The organism is Aurantiacibacter sp. D1-12, assembly GCF_028858515.1.
In the GTDB taxonomy this organism is placed as follows: Bacteria; Pseudomonadota; Alphaproteobacteria; order Sphingomonadales; family Sphingomonadaceae; genus Alteraurantiacibacter.
In genome coordinates, this window is the sequence record NZ_JAPJZJ010000001.1 from 339,609 (window position 1) to 354,354 (window position 14,746).

18 protein-coding genes and 1 tRNA gene are annotated in these 14,746 nt (G+C 60.7%); 12 read left to right on the plus strand and 7 right to left on the minus strand.

What is annotated here, in order from left to right:
- Window positions 1-17: 17 nt before the first annotated feature.
- Both fabZ and rpmE read left to right on the plus strand, forming a co-directional pair.
- Window positions 18-467, plus strand: a complete 450-nt coding sequence (fabZ, locus tag OOZ52_RS01760; protein WP_274696759.1) for a 3-hydroxyacyl-ACP dehydratase FabZ — start codon at window positions 18-20, stop codon at window positions 465-467.
- A 195-nt stretch (window positions 468-662) separates the two neighbouring features.
- Window positions 663-899: a 50S ribosomal protein L31 gene (rpmE, locus tag OOZ52_RS01765; protein ID WP_274696760.1), complete on the plus strand. Its 237-nt coding sequence runs from the start codon at window positions 663-665 to the stop codon at window positions 897-899.
- A 54-nt stretch (window positions 900-953) separates the two neighbouring features.
- On the opposite strand, the gene OOZ52_RS01770 is transcribed toward rpmE, so the two are convergent.
- Window positions 954-1,367, minus strand: coding sequence for a GFA family protein (locus OOZ52_RS01770; RefSeq protein ID WP_274696761.1), 414 nt, complete (start codon window positions 1,365-1,367; stop codon window positions 954-956).
- Between the two features lie 4 nt (window positions 1,368-1,371).
- Complete coding sequence (locus OOZ52_RS01775; RefSeq protein ID WP_274696762.1) at window positions 1,372-1,968, minus strand: prolyl hydroxylase family protein; 597 nt, start codon at window positions 1,966-1,968, stop codon at window positions 1,372-1,374.
- A 255-nt stretch (window positions 1,969-2,223) separates the two neighbouring features.
- Between OOZ52_RS01775 and OOZ52_RS01780 the strand changes: the two genes are divergently transcribed.
- From OOZ52_RS01780 to OOZ52_RS01825, 10 genes are all read left to right on the plus strand, one after another.
- Window positions 2,224-2,300, plus strand: a tRNA-His gene (locus OOZ52_RS01780).
- 45 nt (window positions 2,301-2,345) lie between these two features.
- Entirely contained in the window at window positions 2,346-3,410 is a 1,065-nt protein-coding gene (locus OOZ52_RS01785; protein WP_274696763.1) for a Leu/Phe/Val dehydrogenase, read from the plus strand.
- A gap of 181 nt (window positions 3,411-3,591) precedes the next feature.
- On the plus strand, window positions 3,592-4,338 hold the full coding sequence (ccmC, locus tag OOZ52_RS01790) for a heme ABC transporter permease CcmC (protein ID WP_274696764.1): 747 nt from the start codon (window positions 3,592-3,594) through the stop codon (window positions 4,336-4,338).
- Window positions 4,335-4,475 carry a hypothetical protein gene (locus OOZ52_RS01795; RefSeq protein WP_274696765.1) on the plus strand — a complete coding sequence of 47 codons (141 nt, stop codon included), beginning with the start codon at window positions 4,335-4,337 and terminating at the stop codon, window positions 4,473-4,475. The genes ccmC and OOZ52_RS01795 overlap by 4 nt, the downstream gene beginning before the upstream one ends.
- The gene (ccmE, locus tag OOZ52_RS01800; RefSeq protein ID WP_274696766.1) at window positions 4,472-4,933 is read left to right on the plus strand and encodes a cytochrome c maturation protein CcmE; all 462 of its coding nucleotides are present in this window, start codon (window positions 4,472-4,474) and stop codon (window positions 4,931-4,933) included. The genes OOZ52_RS01795 and ccmE overlap by 4 nt, the downstream gene beginning before the upstream one ends.
- Window positions 4,930-6,882, plus strand: a complete 1,953-nt coding sequence (locus tag OOZ52_RS01805; protein WP_274696767.1) for a heme lyase CcmF/NrfE family subunit — start codon at window positions 4,930-4,932, stop codon at window positions 6,880-6,882. The genes ccmE and OOZ52_RS01805 overlap by 4 nt, the downstream gene beginning before the upstream one ends.
- A complete protein-coding gene (locus OOZ52_RS01810) occupies window positions 6,879-7,421 on the plus strand; it encodes a redoxin family protein (protein WP_274696768.1) in 543 nt (180 codons plus the stop codon). Before OOZ52_RS01805 ends, OOZ52_RS01810 begins: the two co-directional genes overlap by 4 nt.
- Window positions 7,418-7,834: a cytochrome c-type biogenesis protein gene (locus tag OOZ52_RS01815; protein WP_274696769.1), complete on the plus strand. Its 417-nt coding sequence runs from the start codon at window positions 7,418-7,420 to the stop codon at window positions 7,832-7,834. The genes OOZ52_RS01810 and OOZ52_RS01815 overlap by 4 nt, the downstream gene beginning before the upstream one ends.
- Window positions 7,831-8,496, plus strand: coding sequence for a tetratricopeptide repeat protein (locus OOZ52_RS01820; RefSeq protein ID WP_274696770.1), 666 nt, complete (start codon window positions 7,831-7,833; stop codon window positions 8,494-8,496). The genes OOZ52_RS01815 and OOZ52_RS01820 overlap by 4 nt, the downstream gene beginning before the upstream one ends.
- 98 nt (window positions 8,497-8,594) lie before the next feature.
- Window positions 8,595-10,487, plus strand: coding sequence for a potassium transporter Kup (locus OOZ52_RS01825; protein ID WP_274696771.1), 1,893 nt, complete (start codon window positions 8,595-8,597; stop codon window positions 10,485-10,487).
- 9 nt (window positions 10,488-10,496) lie between these two features.
- On the opposite strand, the gene OOZ52_RS01830 is transcribed toward OOZ52_RS01825, so the two are convergent.
- From OOZ52_RS01830 to dapF, 5 genes are all read right to left on the minus strand, one after another.
- On the minus strand, window positions 10,497-10,784 hold the full coding sequence (locus tag OOZ52_RS01830) for a hypothetical protein (RefSeq protein WP_274696772.1): 288 nt from the start codon (window positions 10,782-10,784) through the stop codon (window positions 10,497-10,499).
- Window positions 10,785-10,963: 179 nt separating this feature from the next.
- Complete coding sequence (locus OOZ52_RS01835) at window positions 10,964-11,611, minus strand: inner membrane-spanning protein YciB (RefSeq protein ID WP_274696773.1); 648 nt, start codon at window positions 11,609-11,611, stop codon at window positions 10,964-10,966.
- Window positions 11,611-12,735: a signal recognition particle-docking protein FtsY gene (gene ftsY / locus OOZ52_RS01840; RefSeq protein WP_446698099.1), complete on the minus strand. Its 1,125-nt coding sequence runs from the start codon at window positions 12,733-12,735 to the stop codon at window positions 11,611-11,613. Before ftsY ends, OOZ52_RS01835 begins: the two co-directional genes overlap by 1 nt.
- Complete coding sequence (locus OOZ52_RS01845) at window positions 12,732-13,907, minus strand: MiaB/RimO family radical SAM methylthiotransferase (RefSeq protein ID WP_274696774.1); 1,176 nt, start codon at window positions 13,905-13,907, stop codon at window positions 12,732-12,734. The genes ftsY and OOZ52_RS01845 overlap by 4 nt, the downstream gene beginning before the upstream one ends.
- Window positions 13,904-14,713 (minus strand): diaminopimelate epimerase, encoded by an 810-nt coding sequence (dapF, locus tag OOZ52_RS01850; RefSeq protein WP_274696775.1) that lies wholly within the window; start codon window positions 14,711-14,713, stop codon window positions 13,904-13,906. The genes OOZ52_RS01845 and dapF overlap by 4 nt, the downstream gene beginning before the upstream one ends.
- Between the last annotated feature and the right edge of the window lie 33 nt (window positions 14,714-14,746).

Consider the following 14,746-nt stretch of genomic DNA (forward strand, 5'->3'; position numbering starts at 1 on the left):
GGAAACGGGGCAGAGCCATGAGCGAAACATACGACATCACGCGCGTGCTCAAGGCTCTGCCGCACCGCTATCCCATGCTGCTCGTCGACCGGGTCGAGGAGATTGTGAAAGGGGAGCGGATTACCGCTATCAAGGCTGTCAGCTTCAACGAGGACTTCTTTCAGGGTCACTTCCCAGGCCGCCCGATTATGCCGGGCGTCCTGCAGATTGAGGCTTTGGCCCAGGCTGCGGGCATCCTTGGCATCGAGACGATGGACCTCGCCGATAGCGGCAAGCTCGTCTATTTCATGGCGATCGAGAACGCGAAGTTCCGCGCGCCCGTGGAACCAGGCTGCCTCCTGCAACTCGATGTTGCCTTCACCCAGCAGCGCAGCAAGATCTGCAAGTTTGAAGGCAAGGCGAGCGTTGATGGCAAGGTAACGTGTGAAGTGAACTTCACCGCGATGATCGCTGATCCTCCATCTTGATTTGTGAAGCCGCCTCCGCGGCTTCATCCTCGCTAGACATGCAGCAAGCTGCGCCGCTGCGGGCAGGCAGTCGCCTTGCGGACCAATTCGGTCCGTTTGGGCTTGCAAATAGGGAATAGCGCCGTTATCTGCGCGCGACTTCCCAACATTGGAGAGCCGGTCGGAACCGGTTCGCACCATAAAGGACATACCGCCATGAAGGCCGATACGCATCCCGATTACCACATGATCACGGTCAAGATGACCGATGGCACCGAATTCCAGACCCGTACCACTTGGGGCAAGGAAGGCGACACCATGAACCTCGAAATCGATCCGACCAGCCACCCGGCATGGACGGGCGGCCCTCAGCGCATTCAGGACGGTGGCCGTGTTGCCAAGTTCAACCAGCGTTTCGGTGGTATCAAGCTGGGCGGCAAGAAGGCCGACTAAACGCGCCTTCGCGATTGATCAAAAGGGCGGTCCTGCGGGGCCGCCCTTTTTGATTTAGTCGATCAGTTTCTCGTACTTGAGAACGCCGTGATAGTAGTACTGCCCGGTATCAGCGGGATGGTTCTGCCCGTCGAAGACAAGACATTCCTTCAGATCATAGATCGAGCGCCCATCGATACAGGCATAACTCACCGCGACATTGTCCGGTTCGGAGCGCAGTTCCTGCAGCACGTGGATACCGCAATTCGAGCAGAAGTGGTGTTTCGCCACGCCCGACCCGAAGGTGTAGGTGGAGAGCATGTCCTGCCCCTCCGTCACCTCAACATCGGTCTTGGGAACGTCGAGCATCACGATGCCCTTCATCGCACAGATCGTGCAATTGCACCGCCGGATCAGCGGTTCCTCCGGCATAGCAAAGGAAAATCGCACCGCGCCGCAATGGCATCCGCCTGCTTCTGCCTTGCTCATCGCCTCACCCCCACGGCTTTTCCCGATACCACTTCGTAATCACGTACTTCGTCCCCTTACGCACTTTCATCCCGTGGTGCAGCGTCGCAGGGTTGAGTGAGCCATCCTCGCGGCGGTTGTTCCAGCATACCAACTTGCCCACTTCGGGCTGGAACATCTTCTTGAGTACCTTGAACCGTGTCGCGCCGCCGGCTTCGACATGGTTGAGGTAGATCATGAAGGTCCATGTCCGGTTGCCCGAGACCGAGCAGAATTTCTGGAAGTCCGCGCCGTTGGGCTCGAAATAATCCGTATGCGCCTTGAATTCCTGCCCGACGGCATAGCGCTGCCCTTGCACTGGCTCGCCGTGTGCCGGGTCAATCCCATTGAGCGCGAACAGCCGTGCTTCGAGATCCAGCACGGCGGGTTCATCCGCCTCCAGATCGCAGGTCTCGCTGGTTCGGAAGTAATTGTCGCCATTGGCGTCAGCGATGGTCGAAGGGCGGCGATCCTTGTCGATCAGACGGATAAGTTCGATACACAGATCGGGTGGCAGGAATTGCGCGCAGTCCAGCACGATAGCGCGCGGGGAGGGCACGCGGCGCACTCCATGATGTTGCATCAGCAGCTCCGGACTCGTCTCGCCGGGGCCCAACGCCGGATTCGCAAGGTGACTCGCCATCCCGATGGCATAGTCGTGCAGGTGCCTTGCGGGAAGGGTGTGTAATTATCTTTCATTATCGCGGCTCAAACGCACTTTTTGCTTTGCTCGGGCGATGAGTTGTGCAACAGGCTCGCGCCCGCGCTCAATGCCGCTTGACCGGCGAGCGCAGGACCGTAAAGCCGCGTGCTTCGGCATGCGCTTGCGTATGATGTGGCGATCGTAGCTCAGTTGGTTAGAGCGCCGGTTTGTGGTACCGGAGGTCGGGGGTTCGAGACCCCTCGATCGCCCCATTTTCCTCCCGCAGATGCCGAGAAACAGGTGATGAGGGAGCTTGTATGCCAGCTTTGTGGAATGAAGCCGATTGGGACGAGCACGAGCGCGTCGAAATCATTCACGATCGCAACAGCGGGCTTACGGCGATTATCGCCTTGCATTCCACTCACCTTGGCCCGGGCGCGGGCGGCACCCGGTTCTGGCACTATGCAGAGCCTGACATGGCGGTGCGCGATGCGCTGCGCCTGTCACGGGGCATGAGCTTCAAGAACGCGATGGCCGGTCTGCCCATGGGCGGCGGCAAGGCCGTGGTCGTGCTCGACAAGGACGGAACCAAGACTACCGAAATGCTCCATGCCTTTGGCGATGCTGTCGAAGCAATGGGCGGCCAGTATGTAACCGCGGAAGACGTTGGTGCGAGCGTGGCCGACATGGTGGCTGTGGCAACGCGCACTTCGCACGTTTGCGGGCTGCCGGCCGACGAAGGCGATGCCGGTGGTGATCCGGGCCCGTTCACGGCTTACGGCATCTATCTCGGCATCACGGCCGCTGTTGCGCACAAGCTGGGCAAAGACTCTGTTGATGGGGTTCGCATTGCCGTACAGGGCTGCGGTTCGGTTGGCGGCGGCGTGGCTCGTCTGCTGGCGAAGGATGGCGCCAAGCTGATCCTCGCCGATATCAATGCAGATGCCGCACAGGCGCTTGCTGCAGAAACGGGCGGTGAAGTCGCTAGCGTGGATGAGATCATGGCTGTCGAATGCGATGTGCTCAGCCCCAATGCGCTTGGCGCGGTGCTTAATGACGAGACCATTCCCGCGCTGAACTGCGCTATCGTCGCAGGCGGCGCGAACAACCAGTTGGCGCGCCCGCATCACGGGCAACAGCTGCACGATCGCGGCATCCTCTACGCCCCTGATTACGTCATCAACGCTGGCGGCATCATCAATGTCGGCTGGGAATACCTCTATGCCCAGAAGGGCGAGGATTGTGACGTATCGGCGGTGAACGCGCGCATCGCAGAAATCCCCGGACGCCTGCAGTCGATCTGGCAGAAGAGCGAAGCCGAAGGGCGTCCGTCGAATGAAGTTGCCGATGCGATGGCGCGAGAACTGATCGGCCGCGGATAAGGCGTGAGTTCCCCCTCTTTTTTAAAGGAGGGGGTAATGGGTCCTGACCCTAAGCCTCGCCTTGGGCTGGGCAAGTCTCGTTGCCCCTCCTCTGAAGAAGAGGCGAATGGGCTTCGGTTTGGCTTGCCGCCACGCCCTGCAACTGCCAATGATGCGCCCGACTGATCGTAATTGACGAAGCATGCATCTCTACGCCAATCCCGCCCGCTTTTTAAGGATCGCCAAGTGGCTGACGCCGCTGCTGCTGGTGTCCGGCCTGTTGCTGGCTGGTGGCGCGATGCTGTGGGGCTTTTTCAACACGCCGCCAGACCGGCTGATGGGAGACACGGTCAAGATCCTGTACATCCATGTGCCATCCGCATGGCTGGGCATGGGCGGGTGGACAGCCATCGCGATTGCCAGCCTTGTGGAGCTTGTCTGGCGGCACCCGTTGGCCGCCATCGCCGCACGCGCGGCGGCGGTGCCAGGTGCGGTGTTCACGTTCATCTGCCTTGCCACCGGATCGATCTGGGGGCGCCCGACATGGGGCACCTGGTGGGTGTGGGACGGCCGCCTGACTTCGATGCTGGTGCTGCTGTTCCTGTACTTCGGCTATATCGCGTTGTCGGGCTCGCTGGCACGCGAAGGGCAGAGCTCTCGCATCGCGGCGATCTTCGGCCTTGTGGGTGCGATCAATGTACCGATCATCAACCGCAGCGTCGTGTGGTGGAATTCGCTCCATCAGCCGCCCAGCATTACCACTGGTGGAAGCGCGATTGACGAGGTTTTCCTTGTGCCGTTGATGGTTGCCGTGCTGGGCTTTTCGCTGCTGTTCGGCGGTGTGGTGCTGGCACGCATGCGGACCATTCTTGCAGACATCCAGGCAGAGGCTCGCCTACGCCGGATGGCGCAGAAAGCAGACCTGAAGACTTCGGAGGCTGCATCGTGAGAGAAGCGCTCGACCAGATGATCTTCGTCTATGCTGCTTTTGCGGTGACGATCATCTCCACACTGCTGCTGGTTGGCCAGAGCTGGCTCGCCATGCGTAAGGCAGAGGCGCGGCGGGACAAGGTGAAGGGCAAATGACCTCTGCTCTCAAGCCCAAGCATCAGCGACTGGTGCTGATCGTGCTGGCGGTTGCCGCTCTGATCGGCGCGACGCTTCTGGCGATGGTCGCGCTGCGTGATCAGGCGAGCTATTTCTACGTCCCTTCCGACATTGCCGAAAACCCGCCTGAGCCGGGGCAGGCCATCCGGCTTGGCGGAATGGTGGAAGAAGGCTCCATCGTCGAACTGCCGGACGGGGTGAGTGTGACCTTTGTCGTGCACGATGGCGTGGCGCGGGTGCCAGTGACTTTTACCGGAATCCTGCCTGACCTTTTCGTGGAAGGGTCTGGCGTTGTCGCCGATGGCAGCATGGATGTCAGCGGCACTTTCGTGGCCGAGAATGTACTCGCCAAGCATGACGAGAACTACATGCCGCGCGAGCTTGAGGATATGACACCCGATCAGGTTCGCGAAACTATTGCGGAAACGACCGGGTGATCCCCGAAATCGGCCTTGCCGCCCTGTGGCTTGCTGCGGCGCTGGCGGCGTTGCAATTGCTGGCGGGCTTTATTGGCGCGCGGCATGACAATGCAGAGATCGCGAGCCTCGCGCGTCCTGCTGCTTTGTTGCAGGCGATCCTGTGCGGCGTGGCCTTTCTTTGTCTGCTCTACGTCTTTGCCGTGACCGATCTCTCGGTAAAGCTGGTCGCCACCAATTCGCATTCGATGAAGCCGATGATCTTCAAGCTTTCTGGCGCCTGGGGGAACCACGAAGGCTCGATGCTGCTGTGGATCACCGTGATGGCTATAGCAGGCGGAGCGATTGCGCTGATCGAGCGACGCTTGCCCGAAAAGACGATGATGGCGACGCTTTCCGCGCAAAGCTTCGTTGGCCTTGGCTTCTATGCCTTCCTGTTAATCGCCTCCAACCCGTTCGAGCGGCTAACGGAGATCCCGCCTGAAGGGAATGGCCTCAATCCGCTGTTGCAGGATGTGGGCTTGGCCTTTCATCCGCCCACGCTCTACATCGGCTATGTCGGTCTTTCGATTGCCTTCAGCTTCGCACTCGGCGCGCTGCTGACCCGCAATGTGACGCCCGACTTCGCGCGCGTAATGCGCCCCTGGGTGCTTGCGGCGTGGATATTCCTCACCATTGGTATCACTGCGGGATCCTACTGGGCGTACTACGAGCTCGGCTGGGGAGGTTGGTGGTTCTGGGACCCCGTGGAGAATGCGTCGCTTATGCCGTGGCTCGCTGCGACGGCCTTGCTGCACTCAGCAAGCGTTCTGGCTGCGCGCGATGCCTTGCGGACGTGGACGATCATGCTGGGCGTGATCGCTTTCTCGATGAGCATGGTGGGCACATTCCTCGTTCGTTCGGGCATTCTGACGAGCGTCCACGCCTTCGCGGTCGATCCCCAACGCGGTAGCTTCATCCTCGCGCTGCTGGTGCTCTACATTGGCGGCGCGCTGGTGCTGTTCGCTCTGCGTGCCAGCACGATTGCCGAGGGTGAGCGGTTCAGCGTGATGAGCCGCGAGGGCGCACTAGTGGTCAACAATGTCGGCCTGTCCGCCATTCTCGGCGTGGTGCTGATCGGCACGCTCTATCCGCTGTTTACGGAAGCCTTCGACGTGCGCGTTTCGGTCGGCCCGCCGTACTTCAATCCGGTCAGCGCGATCTTCTTTCTGCCGATGATGCTGGTGCTGATGGTTGGTCCGCTGCTGCGCTGGAAAAGCGACAATGCCGGTCGCATCATGAAACCGCTCGCGCTGATCGGTGCAGTGATGCTGACGGTGCTGATCCGCTCGCTTTTCTACGAGGATATCGGTTTGCTGCCTTTCCTTGGCCTCGTGCTGGCTGCTGGTGTGGCCGTCGCAAGTGTCGCGCCGCTGTTCGGTCGCTCGCTGCGCCGTACGCCGCTGGCCATCTGGGGCATGTGTGTGGCGCATCTTGGCATTGCGGTCGCCATGTTTGGCATGGCTGCAGACACGGCATTCCAGAAAGAACGGCTTGTGGCCGCGAATGTTGGCGACATTGTCGAGGTTGGTCCGTGGACCGGGCAGCTCGATACCGTGAACGCGGTTGCTGGCCCGAACTGGACCGCAATGCAGGCGAACCTCACCATGTCCTACGAGGGCGGTCCCGGCCAGGAAGCGCATCCGCAATCGCGCAATTTTTGGACGCCGGTGATGGAGACGAGCGAGGTCGCACTGCTCACCCGGTGGAACGGGCAGCTCTATGTTGCGGTGGGCAACCAGGGGCAGGACGGGCGCTGGCAGTTGCGCCTGTGGTGGAAGCCGTTCGTGACTTTTATCTGGTACGGCGGCTTGCTCATTGCGCTTGGCGGTGCACTGGCCTTGGTCGGACGCGTGGCAAGTGACCTGCGCCGCCGCCGTCATGCGGACGAGGAAGACATGGAAGACGAGCTGGCAGAGGCGACCGCATGAAGCAGCTTCGCATCACGCTCTGGATCGTGGTGGCTATTGCGGCTGCGTTGTTCGCGCTGTTCGCCTACCAGCTCTCGCAACCCAAGGACGATTTCGTCCGGAGCGCGATGGTGGGCCAGCAACTCCCCGAATTCGATCTGGAACCCGCCTTTGCTGACCGCCCGGGGCTTTCCTCCGCCGATTTCGCCAATGGTGAACCTGCTCTACTCAACCTGTTCGGCAGCTGGTGCATTCCTTGCCGTGTCGAGGCTCCGCAACTTGACGCGCTTGAGCGGCAGGGTGCGACAATTCACGCTGTCGCCCTGCGTGACCGGGAGGAGGACGTAGCGCGCTTCCTCGAAATCTACGGCAACCCGTTCACCCGTATAGGGCGCGATGACATCTCCGAAACGCAGTTCGCGCTCGGCGCATCGGGCGTGCCCGAAACCTTCGTGATCGATGGCTCTGGCCGCATTACGTACCAGCATATCGGCATTGTCACCGAAAGCGACGTTCCGCTGCTGCTCGAAGAATTGCGTAAGGCGGGAAGCGGGTCATGAAACGGCTATTCGCTCTTTTCGCACTTTTGGCGGTGTCTTTGCCTACTGCGCTCACCGCCCAATCCAGCATGCCGCCCGCGCCCTATGCCTACACCCAGCTTGAAGACCCTGCACAGGAACAGATCGCGCGCGATCTGATGGAGACGCTGCGCTGTCTGCAATGCCAGAGCCAGTCGATCGCCGATAGCGATGCGCCGGTGGCAGGCGACATGCGGCATCAGGTCCGCACGCGCATTGCCGCCGGGGAAAGCCCGGAAGAAATTCGCGCTTACCTGATCTCGCGTTATGGCGATTACATCAGTTACGAACCGGAGATCAGTGCAACGACCTGGCCGCTTTTCGTGCTGCCGGGTATCCTTGTGCTGCTCGCGCTCATCGTCCTGCTCCGCCGGGTGGGAAGGGTGCGCGAATGACCTGGATAATGGCCATCCTGCTCGCGCTTATCGCCTTTGGTATTGCGGTGCTGCTGTTCCGCATCGAGAAGGCTCTGTGGACCAGTCTTGGCGCGGCGCTGACCTTCGGGCTTGTCGGCTATGCGGTTCAGGCGAGTCCGGACCTGCCCTCCGCTCCCAAAGCGATGGGGGCAGCCAATACCGAAAATACCTTTGATATCGTTGCCGCGCGGCGCGAATTTATCGCCGACGACGAACGCAGCCGTGCCGACGCACTCCTGACCGCCGATGCCTATGCCCAGCGCGGCCGGTATATCGATGCGGCGACCATCCTGGCCGGCATTACCAGCGCCAATTCGGAGGATTTCGAGGCATGGATCGCGCAGGGCAATGCACTTGCCGAGCACGCTGACGGAACGCTGACCGCACCCGCGCTCTACGCCTATCGGCAGGCATCAATCGTCAAGCCGGATCATCTTGCGCCAAACTACTTCCTTGGCGTTGCGCTGGTGAGACAGGGGCGTTTGATGGAAGCGCGGCAGATATGGCGAGAGGCGCTGGACAGCGCGCCTGAAGGTGCTGTTGGCAGGGCTGGGCTGGAAGAACGACTGTCACGGCTTGATACTATGCTTGGCGCAATGGGCGCGATGAATGCCGCGCCGCCGCAAGACAGTGCCGAATAGCAACATTTGTGCACTGCAGCATTGCGGTGCCAGCCGCACACTGCTAGGGCGCGCGCTTCGCCGGACGGGGCGGAATAGCTAATGGGCCTTAAATCCATATGAGCGCAGCCACACAAGACCGCGATTCTGCAAAGCTGAAGCTTGCGGCCGGCGCAATCGGTATCGTTTTCGGCGATATCGGTACGAGTCCGCTGTACGCGTTTCGTGAGACCTTCCGCGGTGCGCATGAAATGCCGATTGATCAGCTGCACGTCCTCGGCGTGGTCAGCCTGATTTTCTGGTCGATGTTCCTGATCGTGGCGATCCAGTACGTCACCATCCTGATGCGTGCAGATAACAACGGGCAGGGCGGCAGTCTTGCGCTCGTGGCGCTGCTTTCGCGCAGTATCGGCAAGACCAGTTACGGCTGGTTGATCGTGCTGCTCGGCGTTTTTGCGACAGCGCTATTCTACGGCGACAGCATGATTACGCCTGCTATTTCAGTGCTTTCCGCGGTGGAAGGACTAACCGTGGTGGACCGGGGCCTGCAGCCCTACGTGATCCCCATCGCACTGGTCCTGCTGGTTGGCCTGTTCGTGCTCCAACAGCGCGGTACAGCCAAGGTGGGGGCCATGTTTGCCCCCGTGATGATCATCTACTTCTCGGTGATCGCCGTGCTCGGTGCGGGGCAGATATTCAACACGCCGGAAATCCTCTGGGCATTGAACCCGTGGTACGCGGTGCAATTCTTCCTTGAAGAGAAGGTGTTTGCCTTCCTTGCCCTCGGCTCGGTCGTGCTTGCAGTGACGGGTGCAGAGGCGCTCTATTCGGATATGGGACACTTCGGTCGCGGCCCGATGAAGCTCAGCTGGTTTGGTTTTGTTATGCCGTGTCTGCTGCTCAACTATTTCGGGCAGGGTGCGATGATCCTTGGCCTGCCTCCTGCAGCTGCCGAAGAAGCGATCATGAGCCCGTTCTTTTTCCTGGCGGACGAGGCTTACCGCCTGCCGCTGGTGATCCTGGCGACCTGCGCGACCTTTATCGCAAGCCAGGCGGTGATCAGCGGCGCGTTCAGCATTACCCACCAGGCGATCCAGCTGGGCTTCGTGCCGCGCCTGTCGATCCGCCACACGTCAGACGAGCATTCGGGCCAGATCTACATTCCGGTGATCAACTGGGCGCTAATGTGCGCGGTGATCGTGCTGGTGCTGACTTTCCAGAACTCGTCCAACCTGGCCTCCGCCTATGGTATCGCCGTGACGGGGGCGGTGACAATCGACACGCTGCTGATGGCAGTGCTGTTTATCGGGGTGTGGAAGTGGCCGAAATGGATCGCCATCCCCGTGGTGCTGTTCTTCCTGATTATCGACGGCGCCTATTTCGCAGCGAACCTTTACAAGGTGCCTTCGGGCGGGTGGTTCCCGCTGGTTGTCGGCGCGATTGCCTTCGCCATTCTCACCACATGGGCGAAGGGGCGCAAGCTGATGCGCGAACGCATGACAGAGATGAGCTTACCGCTCGATATCTTTGCCAAGTCGGCCCGCTCAAGCTCGGCGCGCGTGCCGGGCACGGCGATCTTTATGAATTCCGGCTCCAGCGGAACGCCATCGGCGCTGCTCCACAATATCAAGCACAACAAGGTGTTGCACGAGCGCATTGTGGTACTGACAGTGCAGATCAGCGATGTGCCCTATGTCGACCCGTCCGAACGGTGCGAAATCATGGAGCTGGGCGACGGATTCTTCCGCGTGATCCTGCATTACGGCTTCATGGAAGAAACAGATGTGCCCAAGGCGCTCGCCAGCCGCGAGATGTGCGGCGGGCCGTTCGACATGATGCAAACCAGCTTCTTCCTCAGCCGCCAAACGCTGCTGACATCGGACAAGCCTGGGATGGCCATCTGGCGCGAAAAACTGTTCGCCTGGATGATGCGTAACGCCGCAACACCCATGGAATTCTTCCGGCTCCCGACCAACCGCGTGGTCGAGCTGGGGAGCCAGGTGGAGATTTAGGTTTAGGCGTTAGTCAGCCGCGCGTCGGTCGACGTATTGCGTCATCTGCTTATGCGCTTCGTCGAACATCTCATATCGTGCATCGACGCGGCTTTTGAACCGATCATACTGTTCTTGCAGGCGGGCCTTCATATCTTGAGTTCCGGCTTGGTCCGCGCGGTAGTCCAGCTTTTCAAGTCGGTCCTCGTAATCTCTTAGCCTGTCTCGAACGGCCTTTCGCTCTTCAAAATGCCAATCGTTCAGAACCTTATGCAACAGGCCACGCACGTCGCCGATGTGAATACCTGATTGGTCCATAAGTTCTCTCCTGAGTGTATTATACATATAACACAGCTTAACAGGCGCGGCAAATGCCACGCCCTTGGAGGTGTTTCGCTGCATAGGTGAATCAATACGGCGAGAAAGCGAGGCCGTGGCCCGAAACTCTCTCGCCGTATTGTGCTTAGAATACAGTAATTTGGCGCAGTGTCAAAATGTCACCCCGGCGGAGGGGTGTCGTCGGCTTCGTTGTTTGCTTCCACATCGAGCCCGTGGCGCATCAGCATAGGCACCTGCGTAAAGGTGAAGACGAAGGTCAGCGGCAGGAACAGCCAAAGCTTCATGCCGAGCCACGTTTCGAAGCTCACCCCATAGATCAGCACGGTGTTCAGTGCCCCGAGGAAGATGAAGAACACGCCCCAGTTGCGTGAGAGCTTGAGCCAGCCTTCGTCGTTCAGGCCTTCAAACGCGGCTTCGAGCAGCACCTTGAGCAGTGATCTGCCGCGCGAATAACCAACCAGCAGAACAACCGCGAAGATCGCGTAGACGATGGTTGGCTTCCACTGGATGAAGCGTTCATCCTGGAAATAGATCGTCAGTGCACCGAACCCGACGATCAGCGCGGTCGAGAGCCAGAGCATCGGGCTGACCTTGCCCAGCCGCACCTTGCTGACGATGAGCGCGACAATCGCAGCCACGATAAAGGCACCGGTGCCGCGGACGACCGCACCGATTTCCCCCACCATGTCCCCGCCATCTTCGGGCGAGAAGTACTTGTAGGTCAGGAAGAAAACGAGCAGCGGCCCGTAGTCGACCGCGACATTGAGCCAGCCGCTTTTGGGTTTCTGGGCATTTGTCTCAGTCATCAGGCCACTCCTGCAATCACGCGCGCGACAAGGTCCGGGTCGAAGGGGCGCAGATCGTCGAGCGTCTCGCCCACGCCAATCGCATGGATTGGCAAGCCATATTGCTCTGCCGCTGCCACCAGCACACCGCCGCGCGCGGTGCCATCGAGCTTGGTCATGATCAGGCCGGTGACGCCTGCGACTTCCTTGAAGGTCTCGATCTGCGAGAGCGCATTCTGGCCGTTGGTCGCATCGAGCACCAGCAACACATCATGCGGCGCTTCGGGATTGAGGCGGCCGAGAACTTTGCGGATCTTGGCCAGCTCGTCCATCAGCTCGCGCTTGTTCTGCAGGCGTCCGGCGGTGTCGACGATCAGGGCATCGGTGCCGATGTTGGTCGCCTTCTTCACCCCATCGAACACGATAGCGGAAGGATCGCCGCCTTCAGGGCCCGTAATGATCGGTGCCCCGATACGTTCTGCCCAGATTTTGAGCTGGCCGATAGCAGCCGCGCGGAAGGTGTCGCCGGCCGCCAGCATGACCTCGTAATCGTCCTCCATCAGCCAGTGGCCGAGCTTGGCGATGGTGGTGGTTTTGCCGCTGCCGTTGACGCCGATGACCAGGATCACCTGCGGGCGAGGGAAGGCGGTAATGTCGAGCGGCTTGGCCACCGGACGAAGAATTGCAGCAATTTCCTCGGCGACCGCCTCTTTCAGTTCGCGTTCGGTGATGACCGATCCGAAGCGCTTTTCGGCCAGCTTGTCGCGAATGCGTGCGGCAGCGGAGGGGCCGAGGTCGGACACGATCAGCGCGTCCTCGATCTCGTCCAGCGTCGCATCATCGAGCCGTGTCGAGCGCATAGTCGTGGCGACCTTGGAAACGATGGATGCAGGTTCTGGCTCTTGGGCGGGTGCTGGCGCGGGAGTCGGAGCGGGCTCAGGCTCCTGCACTGGCTCAGGTTCCGCGACTGGTTCGGGCGCAGGAGTAGGCTCCGGCTCTGGTTCTACTTCGGCCTCAGGCTCCGGCTCTGCCACTTCCTCGACAACGGGCTCAGCAGCCTCAACCGCGGCGGAGAGGTTCTCCGACAGGCGGTCAGACGTCTTGCGAAATCCACCGAAGAGCTTTTCGGTCCAGCTTTTGCTCACTTGAGAAGGCCTTCCTCAATCGTAGTCGGGGTAATGGTCAAGATTGTACCTGCGGGTGTGCCGTCGGGCACATCGGCCCGTGCAAAGTTCTCCGCATAACCCGTACCGTCCTTTTCCGCGAGGACGCGCAATGGTGTTCCCACAAGGCTATTAAGCCAGTTCTGGCGGGTTTTGGCGACAGCAGCGCGCAATTCACTCGCCCGCACCTTGATCGTCGCTTTGTCCAACTGCGGCATGCGCGCAGCCGGTGTATTGGGGCGGGGCGAATAGGGAAATATGTGGCCGTGGACGACGGGTAACTCGCCGATGATCGAGATATTATCGGAATGGTGACCTTCGTCCTCGGTCGGGAAACCGGCGATGATATCTGCGCCGATGGCGAGGTCTGGTCGGCGCTCTCGAAGTGATTGTACCAGCTCGACCGCATCGTTGCGGCTGTGGCGGCGCTTCATGCGTTTGAGGATCAGGTCAGAACCGTGCTGCAAGGACAGGTGCAGATGCGGCATCATGCGCGGCTCGTCCGCAAAAAGCTCGAACAGCACGGGATCGACTTCCGCACCGTCAATCGAGGACATGCGCAGGCGTTGCAATTCGGGAAAGGCATTTAGCACTGCGGCAACCAACTCGCCCAACGGAGGCTCACCGGCCAAATCATGGCCCCATGACGTCACATCGACACCGGTCAGCACCACTTCCGGCGCGCCTTGCTCCAGGTGACGCTCCACTTCGAGCAGTACAGCTGGAATGGTGAGTGAGCGGCTCCCGCCACGCCCTTGTGGAATGACGCAGAAGGTGCAGGCATGGTCGCAACCGTTCTGTACCGCGATAAAAGCTCGCGTGTGTTTGGGTAGGGCTTGCTCGGCGGGCTCGGGCACATTCCACGCGCGGGCATCGAGCTTTTGCGTGTTGGGCACCAGTCCATCGACTTCGGGCATGGCGGCAAGCTGGTCGCGCTCGATATCGGCCGCGCATCCCGTCACCAGCAGCCTTGCATCAGGGCGCGCGCGCCGCGCCTTGCGGATAGCCTGACGGGTTTGCCGCACGGCTTCCATCGTAACCGCGCAGCTGTTGACTACAACCACATCGGATTCGTCCGCCACGAGCGTCCGGATGCGCTCGCTCTCGGCGATGTTCAGACGGCAGCCGAGGGAAATGACTTCAGCGCCGCTCATGCGTAGTCGCCCCAGTCAAACTCGCCGCGAAAGGCTTCGGTTGCCGGGCCGGTCATGGTGATGCGGTTGTCTTCACCCCATCCGATCAGCAAGGGGCCGCCGGGAAGGTGCACTGTGACTTCGCGATCCACCAGTCCGCGACGCATGGCGGCGATGGCTGTGGCGCAGGCTCCGGTGCCGCATGCGCGGGTAAGGCCCGCCCCGCGTTCCCAAACACGCAGGCGGATCGTCTCACGGTCTTCCACACTGGCGACATTGACGTTGACGCGGGCGGGAAAGATCTCGTCGATTTCCACTTCAGGCCCGATGATATCGAGGGCAATCGCGTCCACATTGCCGACAAAGAATACCGCGTGCGGATTGCCGACATTGACGGCGACCGGCTGCTCCAGCGCGCCCCAGCCTAATGGCAAGCTCATCGTGTCCATTGCGTAGGCGAGCGGGATAGCGTCCCACTCGAAGCGCGGCTCTCCCATGTCGACAGCCACGCCGCTGTCGGATGGATGGGTTTCGATCACGCCGCCGGCAGTGCTGATTGTCGCAGGTTCGCCAAGCAGCATGCCCACGGCGCGCGAGGCGTTGCCGCAGGCTTCTACTTCGCCGCCATCCTGATTGAATATCCGCATGCGGCACGTTGCCGTCTCATCCGGCTCCAGCACGATCAGCTGATCGCAACCGATCCCTTCCCGCCGGTCCGCCAGTGCGCGCACGGTGGCGGTTGATAGCGCGGGCAGGGGCGTCTCTCGCGCATCAAGCACGATGAAGTCATTGCCTAACCCGTGCATCTTTATGAAGGGAACGCGCATCACCGCCACCTAGGGCGCGTAGGGCGCTTCTGC

Excerpts from the sequence above, each read along its gene's own strand:
- OOZ52_RS01770 (WP_274696761.1), bottom strand. The coding sequence starts at position 1,367 with ATGAGCAAGGCAGAAGCAGGCGGATGCCATTGCGGCGCGGTGCGATTT.
- fabZ (WP_274696759.1), top strand. The coding sequence starts at position 18 with ATGAGCGAAACATACGACATCACGCGCGTGCTCAAGGCTCTGCCGCAC.
- OOZ52_RS01835 (WP_274696773.1), bottom strand. The coding sequence starts at position 11,611 with ATGACTGAGACAAATGCCCAGAAACCCAAAAGCGGCTGGCTCAATGTC.
- ccmE (WP_274696766.1), top strand. The coding sequence starts at position 4,472 with ATGACCTCTGCTCTCAAGCCCAAGCATCAGCGACTGGTGCTGATCGTG.
- OOZ52_RS01810 (WP_274696768.1), top strand. The coding sequence starts at position 6,879 with ATGAAGCAGCTTCGCATCACGCTCTGGATCGTGGTGGCTATTGCGGCT.
- dapF (WP_274696775.1), bottom strand. The coding sequence starts at position 14,713 with ATGCGCGTTCCCTTCATAAAGATGCACGGGTTAGGCAATGACTTCATC.
- OOZ52_RS01845 (WP_274696774.1), bottom strand. The coding sequence starts at position 13,907 with ATGAGCGGCGCTGAAGTCATTTCCCTCGGCTGCCGTCTGAACATCGCC.
- OOZ52_RS01815 (WP_274696769.1), top strand. The coding sequence starts at position 7,418 with ATGAAACGGCTATTCGCTCTTTTCGCACTTTTGGCGGTGTCTTTGCCT.
- OOZ52_RS01775 (WP_274696762.1), bottom strand. The coding sequence starts at position 1,968 with ATGCAACATCATGGAGTGCGCCGCGTGCCCTCCCCGCGCGCTATCGTG.
- OOZ52_RS01830 (WP_274696772.1), bottom strand. The coding sequence starts at position 10,784 with ATGGACCAATCAGGTATTCACATCGGCGACGTGCGTGGCCTGTTGCAT.
- OOZ52_RS01825 (WP_274696771.1), top strand. The coding sequence starts at position 8,595 with ATGAGCGCAGCCACACAAGACCGCGATTCTGCAAAGCTGAAGCTTGCG.
- rpmE (WP_274696760.1), top strand. The coding sequence starts at position 663 with ATGAAGGCCGATACGCATCCCGATTACCACATGATCACGGTCAAGATG.
- ccmC (WP_274696764.1), top strand. The coding sequence starts at position 3,592 with ATGCATCTCTACGCCAATCCCGCCCGCTTTTTAAGGATCGCCAAGTGG.
- OOZ52_RS01820 (WP_274696770.1), top strand. The coding sequence starts at position 7,831 with ATGACCTGGATAATGGCCATCCTGCTCGCGCTTATCGCCTTTGGTATT.
- OOZ52_RS01785 (WP_274696763.1), top strand. The coding sequence starts at position 2,346 with ATGCCAGCTTTGTGGAATGAAGCCGATTGGGACGAGCACGAGCGCGTC.